Origin of the sequence: Coprobacter tertius, from assembly GCF_024330105.1 — a bacterium.
Classification (GTDB): Bacteria; Bacteroidota; Bacteroidia; order Bacteroidales; family Coprobacteraceae; genus Coprobacter; species Coprobacter tertius.
Window position 1 is genome coordinate 1 of record NZ_JANDHW010000005.1, and the last position, 14,615, is coordinate 14,615.

Annotated in this window: 11 protein-coding genes; 1 reads left to right on the forward strand and 10 read right to left on the reverse strand. The window is 36.8% G+C overall.

The window, feature by feature from the left end:
* Positions 1–84 precede the first annotated feature (84 nt).
* The 9 genes from NMU02_RS06105 to NMU02_RS06145 all read right to left on the reverse strand — a co-directional run bounded on the left by NMU02_RS06105 (position 85) and on the right by NMU02_RS06145 (position 10,729).
* Positions 85–966: a hypothetical protein gene (locus NMU02_RS06105; RefSeq protein ID WP_255026606.1), complete on the reverse strand. Its 882-nt coding sequence runs from the start codon at positions 964–966 to the stop codon at positions 85–87.
* Between the two features lie 8 nt (positions 967–974).
* The gene (locus tag NMU02_RS06110) at positions 975–1,499 is read right to left on the reverse strand and encodes a UpxY family transcription antiterminator (RefSeq protein WP_255026608.1); all 525 of its coding nucleotides are present in this window, start codon (positions 1,497–1,499) and stop codon (positions 975–977) included.
* A gap of 413 nt (positions 1,500–1,912) precedes the next feature.
* Positions 1,913–3,106, reverse strand: a complete 1,194-nt coding sequence (locus NMU02_RS06115) for a tyrosine-type recombinase/integrase (RefSeq protein WP_255026610.1) — start codon at positions 3,104–3,106, stop codon at positions 1,913–1,915.
* Between the two features lie 386 nt (positions 3,107–3,492).
* Positions 3,493–4,041 (reverse strand): STM3941 family protein, encoded by a 549-nt coding sequence (locus NMU02_RS06120; protein WP_255026612.1) that lies wholly within the window; start codon positions 4,039–4,041, stop codon positions 3,493–3,495.
* A gap of 11 nt (positions 4,042–4,052) precedes the next feature.
* The gene (locus tag NMU02_RS06125) at positions 4,053–4,346 is read right to left on the reverse strand and encodes a PG0541 family transporter-associated protein (RefSeq protein WP_255026614.1); all 294 of its coding nucleotides are present in this window, start codon (positions 4,344–4,346) and stop codon (positions 4,053–4,055) included.
* Positions 4,347–4,423: 77 nt separating this feature from the next.
* Positions 4,424–7,552 carry an efflux RND transporter permease subunit gene (locus tag NMU02_RS06130; protein ID WP_255026615.1) on the reverse strand — a complete coding sequence of 1,043 codons (3,129 nt, stop codon included), beginning with the start codon at positions 7,550–7,552 and terminating at the stop codon, positions 4,424–4,426.
* Positions 7,553–7,591: 39 nt separating this feature from the next.
* Positions 7,592–8,620 (reverse strand): efflux RND transporter periplasmic adaptor subunit, encoded by a 1,029-nt coding sequence (locus NMU02_RS06135; protein WP_255026618.1) that lies wholly within the window; start codon positions 8,618–8,620, stop codon positions 7,592–7,594.
* Positions 8,621–8,656: 36 nt separating this feature from the next.
* The gene (locus NMU02_RS06140; protein WP_255026619.1) at positions 8,657–10,063 is read right to left on the reverse strand and encodes a TolC family protein; all 1,407 of its coding nucleotides are present in this window, start codon (positions 10,061–10,063) and stop codon (positions 8,657–8,659) included.
* Positions 10,064–10,111: 48 nt separating this feature from the next.
* Positions 10,112–10,729, reverse strand: coding sequence for a TetR/AcrR family transcriptional regulator (locus NMU02_RS06145; protein ID WP_255026620.1), 618 nt, complete (start codon positions 10,727–10,729; stop codon positions 10,112–10,114).
* A gap of 451 nt (positions 10,730–11,180) precedes the next feature.
* On the opposite strand from NMU02_RS06145, the gene NMU02_RS06150 reads away from it, so the two are divergent.
* Positions 11,181–13,475 carry an NADP-dependent malic enzyme gene (locus tag NMU02_RS06150; RefSeq protein WP_255026621.1) on the forward strand — a complete coding sequence of 765 codons (2,295 nt, stop codon included), beginning with the start codon at positions 11,181–11,183 and terminating at the stop codon, positions 13,473–13,475.
* 252 nt (positions 13,476–13,727) lie between these two features.
* On the opposite strand, the gene NMU02_RS06155 is transcribed toward NMU02_RS06150, so the two are convergent.
* On the reverse strand, positions 13,728–14,186 hold the full coding sequence (locus NMU02_RS06155; RefSeq protein WP_255026622.1) for a hypothetical protein: 459 nt from the start codon (positions 14,184–14,186) through the stop codon (positions 13,728–13,730).
* Between the last annotated feature and the right edge of the window lie 429 nt (positions 14,187–14,615).

The following is a 14,615-nucleotide window of genomic DNA, read 5'->3' on the forward strand; positions in this document are numbered from 1 at the left end:
CACAGGTTGCTCCCGATAAAGCCGGCGCCTCCTGTTACTAATATAGTTCGCATGTAATGGAATTTTTATACGTACTTTTATTGTCTAATCGGATACCTCAGTATAAAAAAGACTCTTTTCTTTCATCAGAATATGTTCTCCAACAACAAAAGATAAAGTATCGAATACAGTCAATAAATCTTCAGTTATATCTTTATCCGATATCGATCTACGATCTTCTGTAATAATATCCGAACATATTTTTTTTTCTAAATCCCGATTTTCATCGATCATCGAAGATCGATACAGTAATTTAAGAATCTCCCCTCCCAAAACCGATCGATAAAAGATATCGACCGATCTCATACGAGTAATGATTTTACGAAGAGAATTATCCAATATCATATGAAAATCTTCATCTGAAGTCAATGCTTCATATACTTGTATAGTAAATAACCTTTTTATCGTTTCAGAAATCGTACAACAAACCCCGTCATTGGTTCTCGCAGCGATATTATCGATTATATCTTTTGCTTCTTCGGCACACCCGTTATCACCGGTAAAATAAAAACAATAACTCAACAACGTACATTTTTCAAGATCACATACATTTTTCAGTAATACATTTTTATCCCGATCGAAAAACAATTTATTTACCAGATCGAGAGCTCTTTGTAAACGAATTTCATCTTCACCGTCTATACAAGTAGACATTACAGAAATTAAAGCTCGAGCGTTTTCATTATCCGCTTTAACGGAGCTATCGGCAATTTTAAGAAATAGGGTATCCGCTATCTTTTGTAAATATGATATGATATCGGCATATGATATCCCGAAATCGTTATCTCCGGCAATCTTTACCGGTAATCGTAAATTAGAATACCCTTTTAAAAGTGTAGCTAATTCCCCGATTTTTAATTGCGTAAAATCAAGTGTATTTACTTTATTCAACAGACATTGAAAATATTTCTCTAATTCACTTTGCATTATATTAACTATTCATTAGGAATGCGTTCTAAAAAGCTACCGGGAATAAATACGGTAGCTAATGCAAAAAAGTTCTCCAGACGAACGACAACCCGTTTATGTCCTCTAATACGAATAAGTTCGCCTTCGATACCCGCAAAATCACCTTTAATAACTCTAACTTTATCGCCTTTTCTCAAATCGGGCGAAACAAATTCGACCTGATTTTCATAATTTTCGATCAGATAAATAAAATCAGACATTTGTTTATCGGGAACTCGAAGCAAGGTTCGATCCTCGAGATTACGCATATAACGCATCTCGAAGCCATATTCATTTACTAAAGATATGCTTCCTTTCGTATCATAATGTATAAATATAAGATTACTGATGACAGGTTCTATTGAAGTTTTCTTTTTCCCGTCTTTTTCCTTAACGACTTTATGAAAAGGAATAAAATTCTCGATTCCCATTTCATCAAGACGCAGCTTTATCTTTTTTTCTTTTCGATATGTTTTAGCGACAAACCAATGCCGTTCTTCTTTATCAATCATAATTTTTTTCATTCAATCAAGACAAAGCCTAAGCTTCCAGACAGTAAGATACTATCTTCGACAAACTATAAATTACACCTTTTATTGAAGTCATATTTCTTAGACAGAGATAGGACACTCATTTAATTGTACAAAGATAAATTATTAATATGATTCATACAATAAACTTTTACTAAATTATTCCCTTATAGATGTTGATTTCATACACAAATTAACACAGAATACTGTTTATTTATTCAATTTTATTAATATCTCAATTTATAAAAAAGCATTAATTAAATATTTTCTGCAAAAAGTCATTATAATAAAAATGAGATACAAAGAAATTATAGCGATAAAATTTTCTTAATTAATTAATAACCAAAAGGAAATATAAATTGTCCTATCTCTGTCTAAGAGATAGGACACAATTATTATAATTCACATAATATTTTATGGTTTGCATTATCTATCATAGCCTGATCCAATGAAGCAAGATATATTTGAGTGGTAGATTCATTATTATGCCCCATGCCCTCACTAATTATCGAAATTGGAATATTCTTCTTTTTAGCAGCAGTAGCCCACGTATGGCGGGCCACGTAAGTAGTAAGGTTTATCGGTAAATTAAGCATACGAGAAATAATTTTCAATTGTTTATTCTGATATGAAATAGCATTCAGATATTTTTTACTTGAAATTTCATTGTCATTTTTCCGGATAATAGGCAAAATAAAATCTGAATTTTCCATTACAGAAACATACCGATTGATAATTTCCTGAATACAAGGTTCTATTCTGATACGTAATTGTTGCCCTGTTTTTTGCCTGTTATAGTAAATAAATCCATTTTTAATATTCCTCTTCCTTAAATAAGCCATATCGATAAACGACATACCTCTTGTATAAAAACTAAATAAAAAAAGATCTCGGGCTAAAGCTAAACCGGGTTTATTCTCTAAATCCAGTTTCTTTAATTGAGAAATTACCCCTTCATCAACCGCTCTTTTACGTGTTTTTTCTATTCCAGTATAAACGTGTTTAAACAAATTCTTTTTATTTATCTGGTAATTTTCAATAGCTTTATTATATACAGCCCTTAAAATTCGCATATAAAAAGAAATACTATTAAGGGTAAGTCCTCGATCCTTCAGATACCTTTCATATTTTTTTAAAAGATCTGCATTCAGTTTTTCAAAACAAATATCATGCTTTTTTAAAAAACGGCTGAAACTACGATAAGTACATTTATAGGTTTGAGCTGTACGATAACATCCGCTAATTTCGAGACGATTTATCAGGTCATTCATAAACTCAAAAAACAAAAGACTCTCTTTATCATTTTCCTCACAAGAAAGAGCCTGAGTAAAACAATCATATTCCATTTCTGACGCTACCTGTTTTTTCCCCATATTCTTTATTTTCGAATCGAGAAACGATTGAGCTTTCTCCGAAATATCCGATACTCCAGATACAATACACATGTGATTACTGTCCCACTGCCAAGGATAAATTTTTAGACCGGTTGATATAAGTTTTATTCTACTTTCATGCGTTAATTGTAAATAAATCACGCATTTATTATCTTCCCTCTTTAACGTTTTCGATTTTTCTTTCAATGACATCATAATTACTTTTTACTTACACTTCTACTTTTTTAATCATTCCATTTTTCATGTTAAAACCTCTAAACAAAATTAGAAAGAAAATGATACAAAATTTTATCTGCTATAAATACCCATTTATTACTTAAATATTTATATACAAGGACTTAAATATTTCGATTAAGAAAAAATAATTCTTTAATTATAATGTCATTATGATAAAAAATATCATGAGGAAAGTAAAAAAACTAATTTTTAATTGATAGAGGCCGATTTATAAATTTATATCTATTACAAAAAAATGATACCTGTTTTTTTATCTATAATAAAAGGTTTGCTATTAATAAACGAAATAAATAGAATAGAATTCACCCTATTTTATTCTTATACGATCGGATATATCGTAAAAATCATTTTATCGCCTTTCTGTAATGATCATTAATAGCACTATATAATTCATTAAAAGTACAACACAACGCCCGAGTAGATATACATATCGGAGAACCGTATGTATGAAATTTCAATATTAAAGAACGTCGTTTAATAGCCGTTTTTTCTTGTACAATATACTGGTTGGGATTTTTAACGACCAAAACGACATATTGATAATTGAGGTTTTCCAGATCGTCCATAACCTTTATACGTTCTATATCTTTCCATAACACAGTACCGACATAATATCCGGTCGATAAATCGGTAACTCCTTCATCGGAAATAATAACACCGATAAGTCCGTCTTTATGCATACGGTAAACAGCCCACAATGAAAATATAAAAAGCAGCATAGAAACCACGACGAACAATCCGGTGAGATAACGTCCGGGAAGACGCATAGAATATAAATAATGAGCTAAATACATAAGACCGCACATTGCAAGAAATGTTCCGGCACAAAAAGCGTAAACACCGAAACGTTTCCTGCCATTCAACATAAACCGGATTATCGAAGTGTTAGTCATAATAATTTAGTTTAAATCGTCTGTTCAACATTCCATACAAAAGCCCTTAATCCCAAAGCCGGAGATTGTTCGTCGAGTTTGTGCAAAAGATCGAGTAAATTATCTACTTGGCGATCTTCTACCATAGCGATAATCGCCGAATTCATACTCGGCCACGCATGACTGCCGTAATGAGGTTCTCCGGTTACAGAGCCTCGCCCCTGAACATTCTCCCAATAGGTAAATCCCCGACAATTATTATGATCGAGAATCCCATGAATCATTTCAAGATGTGCTTGGTCGAATGTTATAAATATAGCTTTCATTGTTTTAATTTTAAATTTGAAGATAATATAAAAACAGGATAAATGAATTTAAAATTCATTTATCCTAAATTATAAAGTCATAACTTTGACAAACTCGCAAGTTTAGCCGCAAGTTTACGACGTTTTCTCTTTATTCCGTTACCGGCAAATACACAATATACGACTGGTACGATAATTAATGTAATTAAGGTCGATACTGATAATCCCCAAGCGACAGTGGTTCCCATCGAGCGCCACATTTCCGATCCTTCTCCCCGACCTACAGCCAAAGGAATCATACCGATTACTGTTGTCAGTGTCGTCATCAATACAGGACGCAAACGCGATTTACCAGCATGTATGACAGCATGAGTTACCGATAGCCCTCGTTCTCGATTAAGAATCGTATAATCGATAAGTACGATACCATTCTTTACGACAATACCCACCAACATGATCACTCCGATAAGAGCCATTACACTCAAAGGAGTTCCGGTAACGGCAAGCCCGATAAATACTCCTGTAAAGGAGAATGGCAGCGCAAACATAATAATAAAAGGATCGGTAAGAGATTCGAACTGTGAAGCCAAAATAATAAATACCAGTATTATGATAAGTGCCATCAACATGGTAAGGTCACCGAATATCTCTTGCTGATTCTCGTACATACCTCCAAAATTCAAAGACACATTCGACGGAATATCCATTTTCGAAATCTGCTGTTTTACTCCGTTAACAGCTTCTCCTAATACCCCATCGGGACCTAAAATGGCAGAAACGGTAACAACACGTTCCCGGTCTTTTCGTTCGATAGTAGGTGGAGTCATCCGCTCTACCACTTTCCCGAGATCTCTTACTCTTATACCTTTTCCCTGAGCATTATATATCATTATATTTTCTATATCCGAAATTGTTTGACGATACTCAGGTGCATAACGTACCACAATATCGTATTCGTCTCCGTCTTCACGATAATACGAAGCCGTGGTACCGTTAATACGATTTCGCAAGAAAGAAGAAGCCGTTGCCATATTCAAGCCATTCATAGCTAATTTTTCCCGATCGAAATCGACCTGATACTCCGGTATATAATCTTTACGGCTGATATTCGTCCCAGCCACTCCTTTTACCGACTCCATGCGTTTTGCCAGTTCCGCAGCCACTTTATCGGTTGTTTCAAAATCGAATCCGTAAACTTCCACATCTACCGAAGCCTGGGCCGACATTCCTGTATTACTACCACCGGCATTCACTTCGTATGTCTTTATTTCGGGATATTTTTTCAGGTCATCCCGCATCAGATCGCAAATTTGGGTGAGCCCTCTTTCTCGATCTCCAACACTCGACAAACCTATATTGAACGAAATAATATGAGTTCCGTTATCCTGTATAGACCCGAAAATATTATCGGTATCTGCTTGTCCCACTGTAAAGTTAGAAACCTCTATCTCGGGATATTTTTTTCGGAATTCCTTTTCGATATTCTGCGCAAGCTGACGTGAAATTTCAACCCGTGTTCCTACCGGCAACTCTATCGTAATCCCGATACGAGCATTATCTTGAGTCGGGAAAAATTCGGTAGGAATTACTTTTATAAGAAACATACTGCTGACAAATAACGTAATGGCTCCGAATATTACTGTCTTACGATGAGCCACTGCCCATGTAAGAAATTTATAATAACCGTTATCGAGCGCATTCAGCCCTTTTTCTATCGGACCGAAAAACAACATATATAGTTTTCCTTTTTTAGGATCGAGCTTTAATAATTGCGAACATAACATAGGTGTAAGCGTAAGAGCTCCTACCGTAGAAACAATCATAATAATGCTAACAATCCAGCCTAACTGTTGGAAAAGAATTCCGGCCATACCCTGTATCATTGTAAGCGGAAGAAATACGGCTAACATGGTGAGTGTAGATGCGATAACCGATATAGCCACTTCATTCGTTCCATGAATAGCCGCCTGTTTTGGCGCACTTCCCCGCTCGATATGATTGGTAACATTTTCGAGTACTACGATCGCGTCGTCCACCACCATACCGATTGCAATACTTAGCGAACTCAATGATATGATATTCAACGTATTTCCAGACATCAACAAATAACAGAACGATGCGATAAGAGAAATAGGAATAGTAAGTACAATGATAAAGGTAGCCCTCCAACGACCGAGAAATACCAATACCACGATCATCACGATGATAAAGGTTACAAAAACGGTTTCTACCAAACTGCTGATAGTATTTTCGATGTTGGTGGATGTATTTATGATCATCCCCAATTCGACATCCGAAGGTAATGATTTTTGTATCTCGGGTAATTTCTTAAGTACCTGATTCGCAATATTTACCGAATTGGCACCCGACTGTTTCTGTATAACTATCATTCCTCCTTGTTTGCCGTTATTATAAGCTTCTTGAGCCCTTTCGGCAACAGTATCTTCTACTCGAGCCACATCACGCAGGTAAATATTACGATCGCCGGTAGTACCGATTACCAGATTTTCCATCTGCTTGGCATCGGTAAATTCCCCTTGAACACGCAACGAATAGGTATTCGATCCGATATCGAACGTTCCCCCCGGCGTATTCAGATTTTCCTGTGCAATAATACCGGCTATGCCTTCAACCGTTAATCCGTATGCTTCCAGTTTGTGCGGATCACAATAGATTTGTACCTGACGTTCAGGAGCTCCAGTGATAGAAACCGATCCGACTCCCGATATACGTTTCAAAGGATTAGCGACTTTATCATCGAGAATTTTATATAATGCCGGCATACTTTCATTGGCAGTTACCGAAAGGATCAAAATAGGGATATCATCGGTACCGAATTTAAAAATGATAGGGTTCTCGATATTATCCGGCAACGACGACTCTACAACATCGAGCTTATCCCGTACATCGTTTGTCGCTACGTCTATATCGGTACCATATTCAAATTCCATGGTTACAATCGACAGGTTTTCTTTCGACTGAGAAGTAATGTGTTTAAGGTCGCTGACAGTATTCAACGTATTTTCCATCACCTTTGTCACATTTGTCTCTATATCTGCCGCACTTGCTCCGGGATAAGCCGTCATTACCATAATAGTATTTGTCTCTATTTCAGGTAACAGGTCGATAGACAAACGGCTTAACGAGAAAAGACCGAGTATCACGATCGCTACGAAACAAAGAGCTGTCGTAATAGGCTTTTTTACGGCTGTTGCATATAAACTCATAACTATTCTTGTTTTTTAATATGATGAGTACATTAAAAATTATTTCTCGGCAGAATCTTTTTCTACTTCTACCTCCATCCCGTTCGTCAAACGGCTTTGTCCTGCGACAACGACCTCGTCTCCATCGGAAATACCCGAAATTACTTCGTATTTATTACCTATCTGACGGCCTAATTCCACTTTATTATAAGTAACCTTACCATCTTTATAAACATAAATATACCGATCTCCCGAACCCGATTGTTTTATAACCGAAAGATCGGGAGTAACAACATGTTTTTTTACTCCGAAATCCATCGTTGCTCGTGCAAACATACCGGGACGCACTTTACCATCGGTATTCGCCAATTTAACTTCTACAGGAAAAGTACGCGTTGCGGGATCGATAGTCGGATATATCAGACTCACTTTACCTATAAATTCCTGATCCCCGAATACATCTAATTTCACTTTTACATCCATTCCCTTTTTTACTTTAGTATAAAAGCTTTCCGATACATGTACAAGCAATTTTACAGGTGTAATCTGCTCTATTGTAAGAATAGGATTTCCTCCGTACATATCGCCATTATCGTAATTACGAGCTGTTACCACTCCTGTAATGGGGCTGATAAGTTGCGTATTTTCCGATAAATTTTCGTAAGAAGAGCGTGCGACATCGAGTTGCGTTTTCATTTGATCTACCGCCTGTTTCGAAGCTCCGCCTACTTTAAACAACTCTTCAAGACGATCGTATTCGAGCTGTAAATTGTCGAGTTGTGTTTTTTGCTGTATAAGACTTGTTTTATCCAGCAATACCAATACTTGTCCCTTATTTACCCTGTCCCCGATTTCTACTTTTATATCTTTAATGCGCATTTGCACTGAGGGAGAGATATTATTTACAACATTTGCCTGCACATTTGCCGTAAAGTCCTGAGATTGGGGAACATCCTGGGAAGTCACTTTTTCGATCCGAACAAGTGGTTTTTCATCAACTTCATCTCCTGTTTTATTTTTATCGGTACATGATATGATAGACGCTATAAACGCTAAAGATAGAAGTCCGTATTTTCCGTTTCTTTTCATGAGTATATTTCTTTTTTTATTATTTCAAAATAAATATCAATTGTCGTCGGATTTCGAATAATCTTTATTGCCCAACAACAATTCAAGTTCAGATTTTGCAGCCAAATAATCATAAATTGCCTGATAATAAGCCAATCTCGAATTAGTAAGAGCCAAATCAGCATCATTAAGTTCTACAAAAGTCGCCGTACCTATTTCAAAGCTTTTTTGCATGATCATATAAGCCTTTTCCGCCTGTTTTACACCTTCGCTATTCGACGCGATCTGTTTTACCGATTTCTGAATATTATCAAGAGAAGACTGCACCTGCATCGAAAGATTCCGGTGGAGATCCTGCCTGTTATATTTCATTTGCGCAACGGCGACTTTGGCTTGTTTTACCTTATAATAACGACTCCCCCCCTGAAATATAGGGATCGACAGCGATAATCCGATCGTAGAATAAGGATTCCAATGACTACTGCCGTATTTTCCATTATTAAACATATCCAGCCAGTTATACATTCCGGTGAACGCTAAAGTAGGATACCACGACATTTTTTGTACCTCCATCGCCCGTTTAAGATATTCGGTCTGTAAATCGAGTTGTTTCAAACTGGTATTGTTCCGCAATGAAGTATCGATAGCCATTGTTTCGCTATACATCGTATTTTCATAATCGGCAAGGCGGTTTGTAGCTTCAATTTCTACACCCATATCAATTCCCATAAGTACCTTTAGCTGTAATTTAGCCAGTTTTACCCCATTCTCTGCTTGTAATAATCCGGGTTCGAGATTTCTTACCTGTACCTCAGATCGCAAAACATCATATTCCGAAGCCGTTCCCTGATTGAATTTATTACGGTAATTCTCTGCATTGAGTTTGGCATTATCATAACTCTGTTTCAATACAGAATACGAATCCTGAGTCATCATTACATTATAATATGCTTTTTGCACCTGATTTATTAAAGTAAGACGAGACGAACGGGCTGCCTCGAGCGATTGTTCTACATCGGCCTGGGTAAGCTTTATATTTTTCCACAATGCCGGTGCAATTACAGGAAACTGCAAATTAAATCCCATCGTAATCGTATTATCACGTCCAACTTCAAGTCCGTCATTCCCAATGGCATTTTCCTGAACACCGGTTCCACCTCCCGGTGCTAATCCCGACATATCAAAATCCATGTACATCACCTGTTTTTTCAGTGCATACGAATAATCGGCTGATGCTCCTATCTGAGGAAAGAGACTGCCGAGGACTTCTTTTTTGCCGTAATTTTTACGGACAATTTCCATATCAGCCACTTTTATCGTAGGATTTTCATTGATTGCTATTTCAACTGCTTTTTCTAAATCGATACGCAATACAGAAGTTTCTTCCTGACTTTGTGCATATATTCCGCTCTTTGCGAGCGTAAATAAGACAAATGCGCTTGCCAGTTTCCATTTTATATTCATAAATCGTTTTTTCTTGGTTCAAAGGAGGGTTATTATTATTTTAATATTTCAATCTTTCATTTTTTTTGCGATAAATTCTTCAATAAAAGCAACCCCTTTAGGAGTCGCTATACCACGTATAAAATTCATAAACATGGTTTCAAAAATATCGGTGAACGAGAAACGCGAGATATCTAAATCATCGGTATTTTTCAATGAATCGAGTTGGGCGATCATCAACATCGATACGATCTCTATTTTAAGATCAGGGCGTATAAGGCCTTCTGCCATCCCCTGCTTCATGAGTATGTGAGCATTCTTTATTCTTTCGGTTCTCTCTTCTTCAAAGAGCACGGCGATCTTCGGATGATACCGCTTTACATCCGTAAAGTAATTACGATTGGTATTTCTCAATTTTTTTCCGATATGCTGATATACACGCAATAAAAGATCCATAGAGTTTACCGACTTTTCGGCAATTGCCAAGGTTTCTTTTTCTGCCTGCCTGTTCATATACCGTATCGTTTCCAGAAGAAGTTCATCTTTATCTTTAAAATTTTCGTATAATGTACGTTTCGAAATACCCATTTGAGCCGCAATATAGTCCATCGTGACCGATTTAATACCGTTCCTTACAAATAACAATGAAGCTTTTGCAATGACTCGCTCTTTTAGCTCTACGTTCATAAAAGATATATTTATTTGCAAATAAAGAGCGAAAACTCGAAATACTTTAAAAGTTTTCTCAAAATTATCCCTCGCCTATCGTTAATAAATTATAATAGACTTACTCTATATTTATTTTAATTCCGGTTGCGTAATTTATAGGTATTTTAATAAGGAAACACTCGACTTTATTTACAATTTTCATATTGATATTTCTGTAACATATAATCTCTTATCGAAAAAAGAAAACAACTAGAATAACCGAAACCCAAAACACTCCTGTAGTTTTCACTCCCCCGATGATTATTGTATAGTTTATTCTGTATTTATATTCTCCGTTTCCCTTATCTACACAATTTAACAATGTTATAAATTGTATTAATTACACTAAGAATAAATATAAATTATTAGATTTGCATCGATTTGTATATAAAATACATACAAAACTGACGTATTTAATATTGTATCTCCTATGACTAAAATTACAAAAGAAGCAGCCCTGCTTTATCATAGTCAGGGCAAACCGGGAAAGATTGAAGTTGTCCCAACTAAACCTTACAGCACCCAATTAGATCTGTCACTTGCATATTCACCCGGAGTCGCAGAACCCTGCCTCGAAATAGAAAAAGATCCTGAAAAAGCTTACGAATATACTTCTAAAGGAAATCTGGTAGCGGTAATTTCAAACGGAACCGCCGTCCTCGGGCTGGGAGACATAGGAGCTCTTGCCGGGAAACCCGTTATGGAAGGGAAAGGCCTGCTATTTAAAATATTTGCCGGTATCGACGTTTTCGACATCGAAGTAAACGAGAAAGATCCAGATAAATTTATACAAGCTGTCAAAGCGATCTCTCCTACTTTCGGCGGGATAAATCTCGAAGATATAAAAGCTCCGGAATGTTTCGAGATAGAGAACCGTTTAAAAGCCGAACTCGATATTCCGGTCATGCATGACGACCAACACGGTACGGCTATTATTTCAGGAGCAGGATTATTAAATGCTCTCGAAATACAAGGCAAAAAAATAGAAGATGTAAAAATCGTCGTAAACGGAGCCGGAGCTTCGGCAATCTCTTGCACCAAACTTTATGTAATGCTCGGTGCTAAAAAAGAAAATATCGTAATGGTAGACAGCAAAGGCGTAATAAATGCCGAACGTACCAATCTGCCCGAATCTAAAAAACAATTTGTAACCGATCGTAAAATTTATACACTCGAAGATGCTATGCGGGGAGCTGACGTATTCCTCGGACTTTCCAAAGCCGACGTGGTAACCGTAGAAATGGTACAATCGATGAACGAAAATCCGATCGTTTTCGCATTGGCCAATCCCAATCCCGAAATTGCATACGAAAAAGCAAAAAACGCCCGTACCGATCTGATTTTCGCTACCGGACGATCCGACTATCCCAACCAGATAAACAATGTTTTAGGCTTCCCTTACATCTTCCGCGGAGCCCTCGATGTAAGAGCTACTTGTATTAATGAAGAGATGAAACTGGCTGCTGTATATGCGATTGCCGATTTGGCTAAAAAACCGGTTCCCGATGTCGTTAATGCTGCTTATAATCTAAAACGCATCAGTTTCGGTCCTGATTATATTATACCCAAAGCTCTCGATCCGCGTCTGCTCACAACCGTATCCCCTGCCGTTGCTAAAGCGGCTATCAGTTCAGGTGTTGCTCGTAAAGTTATTACCGATTGGGACGCATACGAAAGCAAACTACGCAGCCTTATGGGATACGATAATAAAATGATACGCCGGTTTACCGAAATGGCGAAACAAAATCCGCAGCGTATCGTATTTGCTGAAGCCAATCACGCTAATATGCTGAATGCGGCTGTTATGGCTTACCAAGAAGGTATCTGCTTCCCTATTTTATTAGGTAATGAAGAACTTATCGCCAAACTGGCCGAGCAAATAGGCGTAAGCCTCGAAGGAATACAGGTATTAAATCTGCGCAGCCCCGAAGAAGCCGATCGCAGAGAACGCTATGCCAGAGTATTGGCTAACAAAAAACAACGGGAAGGCGTTACCCTTGCAGAAGCACGGGAAAAAATGTACGACCGTAACTATTTCGGAATGATGATGGTAGAAGTAGGAGATGCAGACGGTTTTATTACCGGTACCTATACGAAATATGCCGAAACCATAGAAATTGCAAAAAATATCATCGGTATACGGGAAGGACACAAACATTTCGGAGCTATGCACATCATGAATACTAAGAAAGGGACTTATTTCCTCGCCGATACTCTGATAAATCGTCACCCAAGTACCGAAACACTGGTCGATATTGCTCGTTTGGCACGTAATTCGGTTAAATTCTTTGCGCATGATCCCGTTATGGCTATGGTATCCTACTCTAACTTCGGAGCCGATGATCAAGGTAGTCCGGCTTCGGTACACGAAGCGGTAGCCGAAATGCAGGCACGTTACCCCGATTTACTGATCGATGGTGAAATGCAGATAAATTTCGCTCTGAATACGAATTTACGGGATAAAACATTCCCTTTCAATAAATTAGCCGGAAAAGAAGTGAATACGCTAATTTTCCCGAACTTGAGTTCTGCCAATTCAGCCTATAAGATGATGCTCGAAATGGGCTTAGCCGAATGCATAGGCCCCATTCAGATGGGGCTGAATAAGCCGATTCATTTCACCGATATCGAAAGTTCTTCTCGCGATATCGTTAATCTAACGACTGTCGCTGTCCTCGATGCGATCGTTCAGAGAGAAATCGAAAAAGTAAAATCCTCTAAATAAAACAAGGGCATTCGCTGTTAAAACATCCCGGCATAATCGTATATCCGATGAGTGCCGGGATGTTTTTATTATTCCGTAATTATAAATATCAAAAGATTAAATATTACACTATCGCCATTCTTACCGATACGGTACATTCATTACCGACAAATATAATTTTCTTTGTATGTTTTTAGTATATAAGAACATCAAAAAAAAATAAAGGGGAAACACGCTAAAAATGCTTCCCCTTTTAAAATATTTTTTCACTTATTATTTTACATCCGACATCAGTTGTTCAAAAAAGTCATCGAGTTCTTTATCTATTTTTTCAAAAAAATTATCCTCCAATACGATATTATCATGATCGACGGTAACCAATTCACAAATCTGTTCGAAATCTTCATCGATCAGTATTACCGAAAACGGACCGACAAATTCCAGCGATTCCAATTCTTCCCGCATCAGTTTACTACCCAAAACCGCTTTTAATGTATCGATTACCGTTTCTTCAAAATTGTCACAGGTTTCTTTCAGTTCATCCCACTCATCGATCGTCGTAGATAAAAGCAATTGTTCCGTATCATCATATATCAGAAGTGAAAGATCGTCATACTTCACGCATACATACATATCCGACAACGAATACGCATCATCGGCATTTGCTTTTTTTATCGCATCGATAAAAACCTCAGCCAATTTTTCGTGAAGTTTTTTTTCTGAAACAGCCATTATTTTATCTCCTTATATCTATAATTTATGATTCAAAGATACAAAAAAATAAATTACAATAGTTATATATCTGTTTTTTCTGCATTATCAACCGGTTTTGCGATACACAAAATACTCCTTTGAGAAAAAAACGTATCTTATTTGTAAAAAAAACGAGAAAAAGTTTTGCAAAACAGATGGAATCGTTACATTTGCATCGTGAAACAAAAATCACGAAACAAATGAAGAATTTCAATTTCGCATATTATTTCTTTTACTTTTTTTACTTTAGCAGAAAGTGAAACGGGATTTTATGTAGAAAACAAAATGAAATAACAGAAACGAAATAATAAAATCCCGTCATAACGACGGGATTTTTTTTTAATAGAATTACGATGAAACGAAACATACGATTTTACTTTTATTACTTTTTTTACTTTATGATAAATC

Excerpts from the sequence above, each read along its gene's own strand:
- NMU02_RS06105 (WP_255026606.1), bottom strand. The coding sequence starts at position 966 with ATGCAAAGTGAATTAGAGAAATATTTTCAATGTCTGTTGAATAAAGTA.
- NMU02_RS06110 (WP_255026608.1), bottom strand. The coding sequence starts at position 1,499 with ATGATTGATAAAGAAGAACGGCATTGGTTTGTCGCTAAAACATATCGA.
- NMU02_RS06115 (WP_255026610.1), bottom strand. The coding sequence starts at position 3,106 with ATGATGTCATTGAAAGAAAAATCGAAAACGTTAAAGAGGGAAGATAAT.
- NMU02_RS06120 (WP_255026612.1), bottom strand. The coding sequence starts at position 4,041 with ATGACTAACACTTCGATAATCCGGTTTATGTTGAATGGCAGGAAACGT.
- NMU02_RS06125 (WP_255026614.1), bottom strand. The coding sequence starts at position 4,346 with ATGAAAGCTATATTTATAACATTCGACCAAGCACATCTTGAAATGATT.
- NMU02_RS06130 (WP_255026615.1), bottom strand. The coding sequence starts at position 7,552 with ATGAGTTTATATGCAACAGCCGTAAAAAAGCCTATTACGACAGCTCTT.
- NMU02_RS06135 (WP_255026618.1), bottom strand. The coding sequence starts at position 8,620 with ATGAAAAGAAACGGAAAATACGGACTTCTATCTTTAGCGTTTATAGCG.
- NMU02_RS06140 (WP_255026619.1), bottom strand. The coding sequence starts at position 10,063 with ATGAATATAAAATGGAAACTGGCAAGCGCATTTGTCTTATTTACGCTC.
- NMU02_RS06145 (WP_255026620.1), bottom strand. The coding sequence starts at position 10,729 with ATGAACGTAGAGCTAAAAGAGCGAGTCATTGCAAAAGCTTCATTGTTA.
- NMU02_RS06150 (WP_255026621.1), top strand. The coding sequence starts at position 11,181 with ATGACTAAAATTACAAAAGAAGCAGCCCTGCTTTATCATAGTCAGGGC.
- NMU02_RS06155 (WP_255026622.1), bottom strand. The coding sequence starts at position 14,186 with ATGGCTGTTTCAGAAAAAAAACTTCACGAAAAATTGGCTGAGGTTTTT.